The organism is Pseudarthrobacter sp. J1763 (assembly GCF_050490295.1).
Taxonomy (GTDB): Bacteria; Actinomycetota; Actinomycetes; order Actinomycetales; family Micrococcaceae; genus JBNPEO01.
Map to the genome: position 1 here is coordinate 48,405 of NZ_JBNPEN010000005.1, position 15,270 is coordinate 63,674.

At 66.2% G+C, this 15,270-nt stretch carries 15 protein-coding genes; 11 read left to right on the forward strand and 4 right to left on the reverse strand.

Annotation, left to right across the window (positions count from 1 at the left end; translation table 11 throughout):
• The first annotated feature begins 20 nt into the window (after window positions 1–20).
• Window positions 21–596: a VTT domain-containing protein gene (locus ACQQCD_RS06520; RefSeq protein ID WP_430267600.1), complete on the forward strand. Its 576-nt coding sequence runs from the start codon at window positions 21–23 to the stop codon at window positions 594–596.
• A gap of 264 nt (window positions 597–860) precedes the next feature.
• Window positions 861–1,898 carry an alkaline phosphatase family protein gene (locus ACQQCD_RS06525; protein ID WP_430267601.1) on the forward strand — a complete coding sequence of 346 codons (1,038 nt, stop codon included), beginning with the start codon at window positions 861–863 and terminating at the stop codon, window positions 1,896–1,898.
• An 83-nt stretch (window positions 1,899–1,981) separates the two neighbouring features.
• Here ACQQCD_RS06525 and ACQQCD_RS06530 read toward each other — a convergent pair whose 3' ends face one another.
• Window positions 1,982–4,690: a bifunctional lysylphosphatidylglycerol flippase/synthetase MprF gene (locus ACQQCD_RS06530; RefSeq protein WP_430267602.1), complete on the reverse strand. Its 2,709-nt coding sequence runs from the start codon at window positions 4,688–4,690 to the stop codon at window positions 1,982–1,984.
• Window positions 4,691–4,724: 34 nt separating this feature from the next.
• The gene (locus tag ACQQCD_RS06535; RefSeq protein WP_430267603.1) at window positions 4,725–5,453 is read right to left on the reverse strand and encodes a phosphatase PAP2 family protein; all 729 of its coding nucleotides are present in this window, start codon (window positions 5,451–5,453) and stop codon (window positions 4,725–4,727) included.
• Between the two features lie 156 nt (window positions 5,454–5,609).
• On the opposite strand from ACQQCD_RS06535, the gene ACQQCD_RS06540 reads away from it, so the two are divergent.
• Window positions 5,610–6,293, forward strand: a complete 684-nt coding sequence (locus tag ACQQCD_RS06540; protein ID WP_400160431.1) for a response regulator transcription factor — start codon at window positions 5,610–5,612, stop codon at window positions 6,291–6,293.
• Between the two features lie 91 nt (window positions 6,294–6,384).
• Here the strand turns inward: ACQQCD_RS06540 and ACQQCD_RS06545 are convergent, their stop codons facing one another.
• A complete protein-coding gene (locus ACQQCD_RS06545; RefSeq protein ID WP_011689709.1) occupies window positions 6,385–6,666 on the reverse strand; it encodes a hypothetical protein in 282 nt (93 codons plus the stop codon).
• Between the two features lie 130 nt (window positions 6,667–6,796).
• Entirely contained in the window at window positions 6,797–8,251 is a 1,455-nt protein-coding gene (locus tag ACQQCD_RS06550) for an ATP-binding protein (protein WP_430267604.1), read from the reverse strand.
• Window positions 8,252–8,437: 186 nt separating this feature from the next.
• Between ACQQCD_RS06550 and ACQQCD_RS06555 the strand changes: the two genes are divergently transcribed.
• The 8 genes from ACQQCD_RS06555 (at window position 8,438) to ACQQCD_RS06590 (ending at window position 15,075) form a co-directional block, all read left to right on the forward strand.
• Window positions 8,438–8,776: a hypothetical protein gene (locus ACQQCD_RS06555; RefSeq protein ID WP_011689707.1), complete on the forward strand. Its 339-nt coding sequence runs from the start codon at window positions 8,438–8,440 to the stop codon at window positions 8,774–8,776.
• A 158-nt stretch (window positions 8,777–8,934) separates the two neighbouring features.
• Complete coding sequence (locus ACQQCD_RS06560) at window positions 8,935–10,257, forward strand: alpha/beta hydrolase (RefSeq protein WP_412884205.1); 1,323 nt, start codon at window positions 8,935–8,937, stop codon at window positions 10,255–10,257.
• A 91-nt stretch (window positions 10,258–10,348) separates the two neighbouring features.
• Window positions 10,349–11,086, forward strand: coding sequence for an ABC transporter ATP-binding protein (locus ACQQCD_RS06565; protein ID WP_237429493.1), 738 nt, complete (start codon window positions 10,349–10,351; stop codon window positions 11,084–11,086).
• Complete coding sequence (locus ACQQCD_RS06570) at window positions 11,083–11,985, forward strand: ABC transporter permease (RefSeq protein WP_011689704.1); 903 nt, start codon at window positions 11,083–11,085, stop codon at window positions 11,983–11,985. The genes ACQQCD_RS06565 and ACQQCD_RS06570 overlap by 4 nt, the downstream gene beginning before the upstream one ends.
• Entirely contained in the window at window positions 11,978–12,946 is a 969-nt protein-coding gene (locus tag ACQQCD_RS06575) for an ABC transporter permease (protein ID WP_412884206.1), read from the forward strand. The genes ACQQCD_RS06570 and ACQQCD_RS06575 overlap by 8 nt, the downstream gene beginning before the upstream one ends.
• A 5-nt stretch (window positions 12,947–12,951) precedes the next feature.
• Window positions 12,952–13,539: a hypothetical protein gene (locus tag ACQQCD_RS06580; protein WP_412884207.1), complete on the forward strand. Its 588-nt coding sequence runs from the start codon at window positions 12,952–12,954 to the stop codon at window positions 13,537–13,539.
• A gap of 532 nt (window positions 13,540–14,071) precedes the next feature.
• A complete protein-coding gene (locus tag ACQQCD_RS06585) occupies window positions 14,072–14,398 on the forward strand; it encodes a hypothetical protein (RefSeq protein WP_286404819.1) in 327 nt (108 codons plus the stop codon).
• Window positions 14,395–15,075, forward strand: a complete 681-nt coding sequence (locus ACQQCD_RS06590; protein WP_412884209.1) for a curculin domain-containing protein — start codon at window positions 14,395–14,397, stop codon at window positions 15,073–15,075. The genes ACQQCD_RS06585 and ACQQCD_RS06590 overlap by 4 nt, the downstream gene beginning before the upstream one ends.
• Window positions 15,076–15,270 lie beyond the last annotated feature (195 nt).

Genomic DNA, 15,270 nt, shown 5'->3' on the forward strand with positions numbered 1-15,270 from the left:
ATGGGTCGTCGGGGTCGTGTGTGTTCCTGTTCGTCGAGACCGGTCTTCTGGTCGGGTTCTTCCTGCCGGGGGATTCGCTTCTGTTCACGGCGGGATTGCTGGTGGCCACCGGCACTATTCAGGTGAATATTCTGTTTCTGGCGGCCGCCGCGTTCGTGGCCGCTTTCGTAGGCGACCAGGCCGGGTATCTGATCGGCCGCAAAGCGGGGCCTGCGGTATTTCGGAAAGAGGATTCCCGGTTTTTCAAACGCAGATACGTGGACCAGACGCACCGCTTTTTCGAGAAGTACGGACGCCGGGCCGTTGTTCTGGCCCGCTTTGTTCCGGTGGTGCGGACGTTCCTTCCGGTCACGGCCGGCGTCGCCGGGATGAGTTACCGTTCCTTCTTCGCCTTTAATGCCATCGGGGCTGCCTTGTGGGGCGTAGGGGTGACGTTGCTCGGGTTCTGGCTGGGCCGCTACGAGTGGATCGGTTCGAACATTGACCTGATTTTCGTTGTCATCGTTGTAATCTCTTTCGTCCCCATCGCAGTGGAACTGCTCAAGAGCCGACGACGCACCGCCGCCGGGCAGGAACGGCAGCACGAAAGATCCTGAGCAAGGTAAGGGACGCAGGCGCCGGGGACCTTGCCGAGGCTCTTTCCGGCGGCTGCTGCTTCACCGGTTGACCGCAGGAAGATCAGAGCATCCCAAAGTCTCATTTCTGGCAGGCTCAGTCGCAGGGGCCGGGAACTTTGCGGCGGCGTCACCGCAGGGGTATCCGTCGAGGAAAATTCTGAGGACAGGAGAGGCAGCGTGACAGCCCGAACTCGTTCGCTATGGAAGAGCACGCTCCCGCGGCGGTCCCAGACCGCCACGCTAATGGCGATGGTCGCCCTCGTCGTCACGGCGGCGGCCTGCCAGTCGCAGGGTGGGCCGGTGCAGGGACAACGGTCCGGCACGCCGGGCCACGTGTTCGTGATCAATCTGGAGAACAAGGGTTATGACCGGGTGTGGGGCAGCGGCTCCCCGGCCCCGTACCTCTCCGGGACCCTGCGCGCCCAGGGCGTGCTGCTGACCAACTATTACGGCATCTCGCACAACTCGCTGCCTAATTATCTCGCCCAGATCTCCGGGCAGCCGCCTAACATGAGCACCAAGAAAGACTGCCCCGTCTACACGCCGTTTACCGGCACGGGTGTGGATTCGCAGGGACGGCTGATGGGCGACGGGTGTGTGTTCCCTGCCGAGGTGCCCACCATCGCCGGCCAGCTGAACGAAAGAACCAAGACCTGGCGCGGCTACATGGAAGACATGTCCGCACCCTGCCAGCACCCGGAGCTCGGTGCCGTCGACGAACATGTGGCGGCCTCCCCCGGTGACCAGTACGGCACCCGCCATAACCCGTTCGTCTACTTCCGTTCCCTGACCTCCAGCCCGGAGTGCGCGAAGAACGTGGTCAACTACTCCAGGCTCGGAAAGGACCTGCAGTCGGTCAACACCACGGCCAACCTCTCCTACATCACCCCCAACCTCTGCCACGACGGGCACGACAGTCCCTGCGTGGACGGGACCGCCGGCGGCCTCGGTACGGCGGATGAATGGTTGAAGAGCCAGGTGCCGGCGATCCTGGCCTCCCCCGCCTACCAGCAGGACGGCATGCTCGTGATCACCTTTGACGAGGCCGACGGCGGGGCCGTCGGCCCCTCGACGGGCGTCACCGGCGGCACAGCAGGAGGAAAGGTCGGCGCCTTGGTACTCTCCCCGTTCACCGCCCCGGGCAGCAGCTCGGACCGCCCCTACAACCATTACAGCCTGCTGGCCACCATGGAAGACAGCTTCGCCCTGCCCCGTCTCGCGGGCGCCGGCGAACCGGGGGTCAACACCTTCGGGACCGACGTTTACCGTTCCGGTCCCTAGGAAACGCCGCTCCGCAAAAAGGGGGTGAAAGGGGCCCTTCGTTTTGCGGTCGGGTTTTGCTCAGGCGGAGCGTGCGCCGGTTGTTACGGCCGCGGCGGGTTCGGGGCGTGAGGTTTCACCGTGTGCTCCTCACCGGGGTTTCGGGAGGGTGACTGGTGGCCGGTCTGGTTGATGGGCGGTTTTTTGTATGTGGCGCGTCCGAGGATGTGGCGGGCCAGTGTGAGGGTTTCGCGGAGTTTGATGGCCGGGAGGTATGCGCGGGTGATGGCGTTGCCGATGGCCGGAAGGGCGGCCGCGTCAGGGTAGAGCATGTACAGGGGTTCGTAGCGGGGCTGGAATTTCGCTTTGAATGCCAGCAGGGACCTGAACCCGTAGACAGGTTCCAGGGCCTCGCCGAGCCGGCCTAGGAAGCGGTCGAGGCCGCCGGTTCCTCCCGTTTCGGGGGTTTCCGCGGTGGATGGTGTGGTGCCGGCGTGCCGGGCCAGTGGTGCTCCGGAGAGACTGATATAGCGGCAGCGCTCGGCTTGGAGGTCCAGGGCTGCGGAGGCGATGAGGAATTCAATGCCGGCACGGAACCCTGTGCTGCGGCGCCGCATGAAGTCCAGGGTCCAGCCTTCGATAGCGCCGTTGCGGTAGACGGGCAGCCAGGAAGTAACGGCGTGGATTTGGTGGGTGTCGTCGATGGCGAGCAGCAGGCGGACGTTGGGGTCGTTGAGTTCGTCCAGGCCGCCGAGGGTGAAGCCCATTTCCGGGACTTTTTTATCGGCTACCCATTCTTCGGAGATTTCCTGGATCTGGGCGGCCAGGGTGAGGGGTGCGTCATGGTAGGTGGTCCATTCGGCGCGGATCCCGTTTTTGGCCGCGTTGTTCAGGGCCGTGCGGATGTCCTGGAATTTTTTTCCTTTGAAGGACAGCGTGTCCAGTTCCAGAATGGTTTCCTGGGCTACCTGCACGGATCCCCAGCCAAGAGAAGCTGCGTGGTCGCGCAGGTGTTGGGGTACGGAGTAGAAGCACGGTGTCCAGCCGTGACCGGTGCAGAATGCTGTGAACTCCGCCAAAGAGGACTTTCCCTGGTGCCCGGGGCCGACCGGGCCTCCAAGGGTCAGGGCGATCCCGGCGATGGTCCGGTAGGCAATGAAGCTTTCTCCGGTGGCGGAGAACCAGTAGGTGTTCCCCGGCCAGGTTGTCATCCACGACAGGGTGCTGCCCTGCCCTGTTTTCAGAATTTCCCGGGCCCGGGCGGTCCCGGCGGCGTGCTGGGCCGGGACCGGGTGCAGGAATGTTTTGAGGATCAGGACGGCGGTGACGGCCCAGAAGACGGTGCCGGTGCCTTCATAGAGGATGACCGCGGGGGTGCTTTGGGGGAAGAACGCCGGGGAGAGATCGAACAGGTATCCCAGCGGCAGGAACCTGTCGGGAATATCGGCCAGCAGGTCAAGCGGCGCCGGAACGGGCGTGAAGCCGGGGGCCAGGAGGATGCCGGCGAGCAGGTAGACCGAGGCCAGGGCGGCGGCTGTTTTCCCGGCGCTGACCGCGAGGCTCCGGTAGGTTCCTGCCGGGGCGGTGAGGGGGAACAATTTGCGGGTCAGCAGCAGCACCAGCGTCAGTGCCACCGGCAGCAGCAGCGGCAGTATCAGGGCCAACGGGTGTGTGTAGCCGGGGACCTCGATAGGGCCCGCCGCTTCGCCGGCAGCGGTGTTTGGGGACACCGGGGACAACGCTGCAGCAATGGTGATTCCTGCCAGAACGGACAATGCCAGCTCGATCAGCACGGCGCCGGCCCAGGCGAAGCGGCGTCCCCGCCGCAGCCCGTCGGAGAGCAGCAGCAACAAGAACGACGGGAGGACGGCCATGAAGATCCCGCCGGCACCGGCGCGCAGCTGCAGTTGCGCCCTCGCGCATTCCTTGGCCTGTCCAGGGTCTGTGCAGAGGCTTTGGAGTGTCTGCGGGTCTACGGGCTGGATGTTCGTAAACAGGAACCGCAACACCGAGAGGGGCCCGGCGGCGTGCGGGGCCAGGCCGGCGACGACAGGTCCGACGGCGGACACGGCCACCAGCAGGGCGACCAGGACCCGGCCTTCGTGCCGGGAGGTCACGGGACGGCCGAACCGGGGTGCCCTGCCATGCAGGACCGGGCCGAGGAGGGCGCCGGCAACGGCGGCTCCGAGCCGGACCAAATCCGCGAACCCGCCTGTATAGAGGGCCAGCAGAATCAGCAGGGCGAAGACGGCCAGGCGGATCCGGCGCCGCCAGAGGGTGGGCATGGTCGCCGTGCCGGCCATGAGTGCCCCGGTGATGAGTGCACTGGGGCCGAGGAAGAGGTGCCCGCTCATTTCGCGTGTCCAGGCACCCATCACCTGGTGCGCGGCGGCCAGGAAGCCAAGAGCGGCGGCGATTCCCAGGATCTGGGAGCCAAGGGCGGCTGCAGCGAACCGCGCACTGCCCATCCGTGGTTCCAGGGCCAGCCCCACCACCAGGGTCAGGGCACTTCCGAGCAGGTACCCGGTCAGGTTATGCGCCCAGAAACCTGAGGCGGGCAGCGCCCACCAGTGGCCGGGCACAGAGTGTGCCGCCGCGGCCACGTTCGGGCGCAGGGTCCCGGACGGGCCGTCGATGAGACTGGACGACACCGTTCCGGCGGCCCAAAAGATGAAAATCCAGCCAAGTGTGGCCGGCGCGCGGCGCAGCTGCCGGAGCGCAAAGGCCAGTGCCCTTGGAATGACCGGTTTCCCGGGCTCCTGAGGGGTCGCAGCCACAGGGTTCCTTTCAACGGAGGGGTAGCACGCTGACACGGGAGTGGCCCTCCAGGGCCTCTTTCCGCCCGGGTTACCCCCGGGTACGGTCCGTGGCCGTGCGGTCTAACTTCCGGATCAGCTGCACGCGGCCGATCCGGGGTGCAATGAGGGTATTCCATACCGGCAACCAGGCCAGGACCGCCGCGGTGCTGATGAACACCGAACCGACCACGTCACTGAGGTAATGGACCCCGAGGTAAAGGCGGGAGAACGCGACGACTGCAGCGAAAAGCGAACCCGCGACCAGCGCTGCCAGCCGTTGACCCTTGCTGCGGGCCAGGACCAGCACGGCGGCGAGGACCAGGGAGACGGCGAAGGCCGTGTGGCCGGAGGGGAAACTGTTGTGGCCTGTTTCAACGACCAGGGACGCTGTCACGTCCCCCGGCGGCCGGGAGCGGCCCACCAGTGCTTTGACCGCTGATGAGGCCAGCCAGCCGGCGGCGACGACGGACCCGAACGCCACCGCCTGCACCGGGTTGCGGCGGACCCCGAGCAGATACAGGCAGATGACCAGGACGAGCGTCACCGCTCCTACCGGTCCCAGTCCGTAGTGGATGGCCTCGCTCAACCCGGTTAGGGCACTGTTTCGGCCGTGGCTCAGGGCAATGTCCAGTCCCAGTTCCGGTGACACCGGCCCGAAAGACTTCGCCACCATTCCGGCCGCGGCGGTGGTGGCGAAGATGGAGGCAGCCACGGTGACCCACCACCAGGACTGAAGTCCGGGAAATATTGTGCTCCGGCGGGCCGGGGAGGTATCCATGGTGCAGTCCTGACAGTTCGAGTGCTGATGCGCGGGGCGTGCCACCAGCTTGCGGCACCGGCTCTGAGAAGAACCTGAGAGGGGCTTCGACGTTTCTCAGGTTCCGCACAACAGGACTCCGGGATAATGCAGCTATCAAAGGAAAGGGGTGCGGACATGCGGGTTCTGCTGGTCGAGGACGAAAAGATGCTGGCCGAGACGGTCCGGCGCGGGCTGGTCAACGAGGGGTTCGTCGTGGATGTCACCCATGATGGTGTCAGTGGTTTGTGGGCTGCGACGGAGAACCCGTATGACGTGATTTTGTTGGATCTGATGCTTCCGCTCAAGAACGGTTACGACGTTCTGAAGGAGTTGCGGGAGCGGCTGGTCTGGACCCCGGTGCTGATGCTGACGGCCAAGGACGGGGAATACGACCAGACGGACGCCTTCGATCTGGGAGCTGATGATTACCTGACGAAGCCTTTCAGCTTTATCGTCCTCGTTGCCCGGATCCGTGCCCTGATCCGGCGGGGCGCGCCGGAGCGGCCTGTCACCCTCACGGTGGGTTCGCTGACGTTGGACCCGGGCAGCCGCAGCGTGCGCCGGGGCGATACCGTCATAGAACTGACGGCCCGGGAGTACGGTCTGCTGCATTACCTGATGCGCAGCCATGGCCAGGTCGTGTCCAAAGCCCAGATCCTCGACAACGTCTGGGATCCGGCGTTTGAAGGCGGCGACAACGTGGTGGAGGTCTATATCGGCTACCTGCGGCGCAAGATCGATACCCCGTTCGGGCTGCAGACCTTGGCCACGGTCCGGGGCATGGGGTACATGCTGGGCGCCGACCGGCCGGCCGGGTGAAAAACCTCCGCCCTTGCCCTGATTGTCCTGGTCCGGCGCGGTGCCTGAGGCCGCCTGCGGAGGTTCCGGCGCCGGTCGGGCCGGGGCTGGCTTAGGCGGTGCCGGCGTGGAACCGCCGGTGTGTGTGCGGGGCGGCTTCGCCGAATTCGAGTTCCTCCTCGATCAGCCGCTCATCGGTGTGGACTTCCTTGGGGTAGCCGGTGAGGACGTCCAGGTCAGAGCCGCCGGGGCTGTGTACTGCCGGGGCGGCAGTGTGGGCAGGTGTCGCCGGCGGCGGGGTTTTTCCGTGCTCCGCCGCGGACGCCGAGCCCATGCCGAGGCTCAGAGCGACGACGACCGCCAAAGCGGTGCCGGGTATGCTGCGAAGGTTCATGGGGACCACACTTCCTCACCACTGCTGAGGAACCGCTGTGACGATCCGTCCCGCAACCCCGGCTTCCGCGGTCCGGATACCGCCGGTGCCAGGCCGGGGCTCCCGGATGGCTGCGAAGCCGGCCGGACACTTACGGGGTATCCGGCGCCCGCGGGTCTCCCGCCGTGACCGGGTCCTTTGGTTGGCGGGGTTCAGGTGCCGGGGCGAAGCCCAGTTCGAAGCGGCATCCGCCGCCGAGGGTTTCGCCGGTGCGGATCCAGCCGTGGTGGGCTGTCATGATGCCGGCGGCGATGGCCAGGCCAAGGCCGCTGCCGCCGCTTTCGCGGGACCGGCTCTGATCCAGCCGGACGAACCGTTCAAAGATCCGGTCCCGGTCGGCCGCCGGCACCGGCGGGCCGTCGTTATCGATCGTGATCTGTGCCCCGCTGCCGGTGTTGCGCAACGTGATGCTGATCCGGGACGCGGCGTGCCGGTCGGCGTTGTCCAGGACGTTGCGTATGACCTGGGTCAGGCGCCGCGGATCCCCGGTGATTCGGGCGGGTTCGAGGCTGACTTCGATCCGGCGGGTGCTGGTGGAGCGCAACCGGCGGACTTCTTCGTTCAGGACATCGTCGAGGTCCACATCTGTAGTTTCCAGGCGCAGGCCGCCGTCGTTCGTTTTGGCCAGGGTCAACAGATCCTCGACCAGATACCGCATGCGGGCCGTTTCGCCGGCGAGAACGGTTTTCATGTGTTCCCACGTCGCCCCCGAGGTGTCGGCGGCGGCGATCTCCACACCGGCACTGAGGGTCGCGAGCGGGCTGCGGAGTTCATGGCTGGCATCCGAGACGAAGCGGCGCTGTTCCTGGTCCGAGGCCTGCAGCCTGCCCAGCATCATGTTCATCGTCTCCGCCAGCGCCTGGATCTCATCACTGGTCGGCGGGACGTCAACGCGGCCGTCCAGGTTCCGGGCGCTGATCCCTGCGACCTGGCCGCGGATCCGTTCAACCTGCCGCAGGGACCGGCCCACCAGCACCCAGACCGACACGCCCACAACTACCAGTAACAGCGGGGTGGCTCCGAGGATGAACCAGGCCACGGTGGACACCGTATCCGCCTGGACCTGCACCGTCGCGGCCACGACGACGGTGTAAAGGCGACCGCCGACGTCGGCGCCGGTCGCGACGATCAGGAAATCATCATCATCGCGCAGACTGGGCAGCCCGGACACATCCTGCGTGAGAGTCTGCCCGTGACCGGGCCGCAGGGAAGTGAGGGCAACCGTCTTCGCCGCCGGCACCGAGGCGGCAAAAACCGCCCCGCCGGGAGTAAGGATCTGCACATACTGGCCGGTGTGGGCGGTCGAGACAATGTATTGGCCCGCTTCGGCGACATCCTGCCCGGAGATCTGCGCGATCACATCCGCCGCCTGCCGCCGGGCGGCCGTTTCCGTTGAAGCGACCAGAGAGGTCTGCAGCAACACGAGCAGGACCAGCCCGCCCACGGCCAGAGCCGCCGCGACCACCAGAACCGCAGTTGCCGTGGCGCGCTTGCGCACACCCCACCGCGCGCCGCCGGCAGAGGGCAGAACCCGGTCAGTATCCATAATCCAAGGATGGGCCCGGCACGGTGCAGATACCAAACCCCTCCCGTGGCAGGGTACCGGATCCGGTTCAGCGGGATCTCAACCGGGTTAAGGGTCCTCTCAGGTCCCGCGGGACACACTGGATCCATAGCCCCCCGCACCGGGAGGCGCCGGCGGACCCGCAACCCGCCACGAAAGGAGCCGGACATGAACGTCAAAGACCTGAAAGCCAGGACAAAAATCGTCATCGTCAGCGCAGGAGTCCTCGGCCTGGCCGGACTCGGCATCGGGGCAGCAAACGCTGCCACCCCCTCCCCGTCACCGACCACCACCCAGTCCGTCACCGCGGATACCCCCACCCCGGGTGACACGGCCGACGCGCCGGGCACGGTGGAGAAGGCCACGCCCGGCGACGCCGCCGACGCCCCGGGCGCGGCCGAGGGAACCGAAAAGGCAGACGCCCCTGAAGCCCCCGGTGATACCGGACCGAACGTCGAACAGACCGGTGAGCACACCGATCCGGGCGACGCCCCCGGAACCCCGTAACACCGGGCACCCAGGGAAGAAACCAGCCGGCGCCACGGACCCCCCAGCCCTCACCGCCGGCATACCAGGACCCGCGAAGCACCCCGGCTTCGCGGGTCCTCCTGTCCCCGGTAACAAACCCCCGGCGTCCACAATGTCCTGACCTGTTAGAGGACCGCATGATCACCCTGACCGGAGTGGAGCTGTTGAGCGGGGCAGTCCCGGCCTGCACCGCTGTTGCTGCCGCGGCGGCCGCGCTCTTCCTGCTGATCCGCCGCCGGCGGCGCTGGTGGATGGCCACGGGCGGGGCCTTTCTGGCCGCGGCACTGCTGGCTGCGGGGACGGGCTGGGTTCTGGTCCACGCCGCGGGGGTTTCGGCCCAGGAGCTGCCGCTGCCCGTGACCGTGTGGATGGGGCTCGCGTACTGGGCTGTGCTGCTGGCCGGGCTGAACCTGGCCGGAAGCTCCCGGCGCCGCAGAATCCTGGCACCGGTGGCCATGACGGCGCTGATTCTGGTGGCGGCGTTACAAGTGAACATCTACTACGCCGCGTACCGGACCCTGGGTGACATGACCGGGGCCAGTACCGCCGCCATCGGGGCGCTGCCGCAGGCCGCGCGCGCGGTACCCCGCACCATGCCCGGGCCGGCTCCCGGCCCGAAGACCGGCCCGGTGGCCTCGACCTGGGTGAAACCGCCGGGGCTCCCCGCGGCCGGGACGATAAGCTCGGTGCAGATCCCGGGTAACGTTTCAGGTTTCGCTGCACGCCCCGGGTACGTCTACCTCCCCCCGGCCTACCAGGCCCCGTCCCGGCCGGCGATGCCTGTCCTGGTCCTGGTGGCGGGCCAGCCCGGCTCACCGGCGGACTGGATCACCGCCGGAGGAGTAGCAACAACCATGGATGCCTTCGCAGCAGCGCACGAAGGGCTCGCCCCGGTTGTCGTCATCCCGGATGTCAACGGCTCGGCGCCGGGGAACACCATGTGCATGGATTCGAAGATCGCCAACGCCGGCACCTATCTCGCCACCGATGTTCCGGCGTGGATCAAGACCACCCTGAGAGTGGATCCGGTCCCGGCCCGCTGGGCGGTCGGCGGGTTCTCCTTCGGCGGGACCTGCGCCCTGCAGATGGCCGCCCTGCACCCGGACATCTACCCTTCAGCGATCGACCTCAGCGGCGAAGCCGAACCCGCGCTGGGCCCGGACCGGTCCGCAACTATCGCCCAGGCGTTCGGCGGCAACACGGCAGCCTTCGATGCGGTCTCGCCCCTGAAGGTCCTGGCCGCCGGGCACTACAGCCACAGCAGGATCTACCTTGCCGCCGGGGCGCAGGATGGAACGTTCTCCGGATACCAGGCCCGGACCGCTGACGCGGCCGCCAAAGCCGGCATGAGCGTCAGGACCGCCCTGGTCCCGGGCCAGGGGCACTCCTGGGAGATCCCCCGACAAACGATGGGACCGGCCCTGGACTGGCTGGCTCCGGCCCTCGGCCTGAGCCGCTGACGCCCGGGGGCTCAAGAACGAGCGTCCGGGGTTCAGGGGTTCAGGCCCGTCCTCAGGTTTCTCTTACCGGCGTCGTCATAAGTTGCGGTGTATGACGGACATGGCAATCGAAACCAGCTCACTGGCTAAGGCTTACGGATCCAAGCAGGCCCTCCAGGCCCTGAGCCTCGAGGTCCCTCGAGGGGAAATCTTCGGGCTGCTCGGACACAACGGGGCGGGTAAAACCACCACCGTGAACATCCTAACCACCCTGCTGCCGGCTACGTCCGGCACAGCCCGCATCGCCGGCCATGACGTGGCCACCGGCGCTGACCTGGTGCGCCGCTCGATCGGTTACCTGCCGGAGAATGTCCAGTTCTACGACAACCTCACCCTCACCGAGAACCTGACGTTCTTCGCCAGGCTCTCCGGGATAGCGGCCCCCGCAGCCCGGATCGAAGCGGCCCTTGAAGCCGTGGACTTCACCGGCCACGGCCACGAGAAAATGTCCACGTTCAGCAAAGGGATGCGTCAACGCGCCGGCATCGCCCAGGCCATCCTGCACGAACCGGCGGTGCTGTTCCTGGACGAACCGACCTCCGGGCTGGACCCGCAAGGGGTGGCCAACCTGCGGGAAATCATCATCGGCCTCAACCAGTCACTGGGAATGACGGTGTTCATGAACACCCACCTCCTGGCCGAAGTGACCAAAACGTGCACCAGCATCGGAATCCTCAGCTCAGGGCGGCTGATCTACCAGAACTCCGTCGCGGCCACCCTCGGGGCCTTCCCCGACCAGGCATCCCTGGAAGACATCTACCTCCACATCGAAGCCGGCACCCCGTCATGAATCCCTGGGCCGCCACCGTCAGTCATGAACTGCGCAGCGCCGGACGTGAACGTCTGCCCCAGTTGCTCCTGGCCGTGTTTATCGGCATGACCGCAGTCTCGGCGTTCATCGGCTCGGCCGCGAAGGCAACCGTCACGAACGTGTACAACTCAGCCGCCGGCCAGGGACTGACAAGTGCCCCTAACCCCTTCGGCAACGTCCCGGCCCTCTACTACGCCCGCAATACCGTCATTTACATCCTCCTGATCGGGGCTCTCCTGGCCGTTGTGACCGGTGTGCAGTCCGGGATGCGGGACCGGCGTGCCCGGACGATCGACCTGGTCCTGACCCGGCGCCTGTCCCCGGCCGGGTACCTGGCCGCGAAATTTACCGGCATCAGCCTGGGACTCCTGGGCGTGCTGGCGGCCTCGGCGCTGATCAGCATGGCCTCCATCAGCGCGGTCACCGGCAGCATCCCGGCGCCCGGCCAGCTGCTCCGGCTCACCGCCCTCTTTGCCCTGGCATGGATCTTCCTGCTCTTCTTCGTGGCCCTGGGCATGCTGGCCGGGCTCCACGCCTCCAGCTACACCGCCGCGCTCCTGGTTCCCATCGTGGTCTGGAGCGTCATTATTTTCGTCCTGCCCCTGCTCGGCACCGCCGTTCACCCGGTCTCGCTGTTGAACCCGGTGACACCTCCTGCGGCCCCGCAGACCGGGATCTTCGCCGTCACCGGCTCCCTCACCGGCCCCCTGTCCCTCGGGGAGCAGTTCAAACACGTCGCTTCGATCCTGCTGCAGGACCCCCAGGCCAGCGGCACGATGACCGGCGGGATCATGGTCATCCTGGCCTTCCTCGCCGTCGGGGTCACCCTGATCGTCCTGACCGGCCGCGCGAGCATGCGAAAGGAACTCCATGACTAGCCTCCTCACGCTCTGCGGGAAGGAAATCCGGGACTTGTCCCGAAACCGTTCCATGCGGCTGCTGATCACCTTCCTGGCCCTCATCGTCGTGCTCTCCGTCCTCGTAGCGGCCGCAGACTTCCGTGCCAAAACCGCTGACTACACCAGCTACCTGGCCGCCCTCAAAGCCAGCGGCGGCACCGTCACCGCCCCACCCCCGGACCTCTTCCCGCTGCAGATGCTGCGGGCAGCGATGGAGTACCTGGAAATCGTCGGGGCACTCTTCGCCGTGATCCTCGGCTACGGACTGATCGCCAAGGAAAAAAACAACGGCACCCTGCAACTGATCTTCACTCGTCCCCTGGGACGCCACAGCTTCGCCGCCGGCAAAATCCTGGCCGCCTTCACCATCTGGGCCGCCGTCACCGCAGCCCTGTTCTCCGTCATCACCGGGGCCCTGCTCATCGCCGGCAACGCCCCCCTGACCGGCACAGACCTCACCCGACTAGTACTCGCCGCAGCCCACACCACCATCTACCTGACCATGTGGTCGCTCGCCGCGCTGGCCCTGGCCGCCCTCACCCGGACCCCGGCCACCGGCCTGGTACTTGCCCTGGTCCTCTGGCTCATCGTCGTTCTGGTGATCCCCCAGATCGGCGACACCATGGATCCGGACAACCAGATCCCCGGAGGGCTGTTCGCAGGCCTCCAAATCGACAAAGCACACGAACACGCCATTATGGCCAACTTCACCGGCTACGAAACAGCCCGCGACCTCATCGAACAAACCTCCCTCACCAAACAATACGAACGCCCCCTCTTCGCCTGGCTCGGTATCAAAAACCAATACAACCAACAGAGCCCCGCCTATGTATGGGCCCAGACCTTCAACCACACCCTCTGGCTCCTCGCCGGCTTCACCGCAGCAACGGGCTCCGCGGTCCTGGCCGCCACCCGGCACAAACTCCTCCGAAAGGCCTAAGAACAATGAAAACGCCCGCCCTTAGAAGAATCCTCCCTCTGGCCCTCATCGCCATCGCCATCCTGGCCGCCATCCTGATCTGGCAAGGGGCCTCCGGCCCCGGCAGCCCCACGGCCGGCACCACCGGCACCGCCGCGGCCGGCCCCGCAGCGACCGTACTTCCCGTGACAAAAAACCCCATCACCGCCACCGGGACCGCCCCCGGACTGACCATCAGCAAGGCCAAAGCCGAAGACAACACCGACCCGCAAACCAACGCCGCAGTTCCGGACCGCCTTCAGTTCACCCTGAGCAACTCCACCCCCGCGCCGCTTACCGGCCTGGAGGTGTACTACACCATGAAAGACACCGCCACCGGACAGACAGAGTCCTACTACCAGAAACTCGACGGGCTGACCCTGGCACCTGATACGTCAGCGACAGTGTATTTCGACAACGCCACCGGCACCGGGCACTACCCGGAGAACAAATACAGCCTCTACCGAACCTCCACGAACGAAGTAAAAATCAGCGTCGAAGCCGCCGCACCCGGACTCGCCCCGGTCACCGCCACCGCCACGAAAGCCAAAGGCACCGGAGAAAAAATCGACTAACCCCCTACCGGTCAAGTACTGGTGCAGGAATAAGACTCAGGACGCCCTCAGGAACCGCCAGCCATGCTGGTAGTACCGGAACGAAACCGCAGGAGGCACCATCATGCAGATCCCTAATAGCCCGAACCCGGCTGCCTGCCCCGGACCTCCGCGCCCGGCGGACCGACAGCAGGGGGCCAGCTCATGACCTGGATCATCCGCCGCGGCCGCGTGGTACGTTCGAAAAAGGACCAAAGCCAAACCTCCGGGCGGCCCAAAGCAACACCTCCGGCCGCCACGTATCGCCCGGCACGGCGGGACCACCTAAACTCCCGCCACGGGCCGGAGGCCGGCACCAGTCAAAACCTGCACAATTCAGGGATCGTCATCGATGACGCGTACAGACGGCCGCCGCAACTGACCACCCAAGCGCGGCAGGGACAGGCGACCGGCCGGCCGCACGGCCCCGCCCGTCCATGCGCGGACAAAAGATCAAAACCGATTAGCCGAAGCGTCCGCATCGAAGAAGAAGAAAAAGAAGAAGGATAACCCCATGAGTTCTCAGCAACCCCTGACTGCACTGACTGAGGCAAATGCCAGCCACGCAGAACGTGATGACGACACCTCCATGACACTGGACTCACAGGCGGAGGACATTATCCGGACCGTCCTGTCAGGAACGGACCCAACAGCCGCACCCGCCAGGCACCGGCTGCGCAGTCTGCTCGCCGTCCACCCCGGCGACCACATCGCTGTACTCAGACACCACCTGATCCAAACCCGCGCACCGCTGTCTCCGCCTCCGGACCGGGCCGCCGTAAACCAACGCCCGGAGATGCGTCCACGATTCATCACCACAACCGACGGGGAACGGCCATGACATTGCACCCGGAAACAGCACTCCGCCCCGGCTCCGCAGCAACCTCTCCGAACAGCCGCTACCGGCTGCTCTATCAAACGGACGGGAACCTCGTCCTTTATGGCCCCGACGGGCCCCTGTGGGACTCCGGGTCCAACGGCCGCGGTGCCGGGGCATGCATCATGCAGGCCGACGGGAACCTAGTCCTCTACGGCCCCAATGACGAATACGTGTGGGACACCGAAACCGATAACAACCCCGGAAGCCGGCTCGTCATCCAGGACGACGGAAACGCAGTCATCTACCGGCCCGACGGTTCCCCGCTGTGGGCTACAGAAACATGCCAGCCGCCAGGCAGCGCCGACTCCCACGTCCTGCAGTCAGGATCAACACTCACCCCCACCCACGGAATCAGATCCGCCAACGGGCTCTACGGACTTCTTTACCAGACTGACGGGAACCTCGTCTTTTACGGCCCCGACGGACCCCTGTGGGACTCCGGGACCAACGGCCGCGGCGCCGGGGCATGCATCATGCAGCCCGACGGGAACCTCGTCCTCTACGGCCCCAACGACGAATACGTGTGGGACACCGAAACCGATAACAACCCCGGAAGCCGGCTCGTCATCCAGGACGACGGAAACGCAGTCATCTACCGGCCCGACGGAAACCCAACATGGGTAACGGGAACCCACTAAGGGCCGCAAGAGGGCGGCATTCCGTACCCGTCACTGGCACTGCGAACAAAATCGCCGGCGGCGGCCCGCCGGCAATCGTAGGGTGGAAAAGACACCCGCCTCGACGACATGGCCGCCAGGGCACCTCGCGCCAGGAAATCGAGCTCCAATCCGTGGCCCTGCAGGGGAGACGCGCCGGTACAGTCTGGCGGCTGA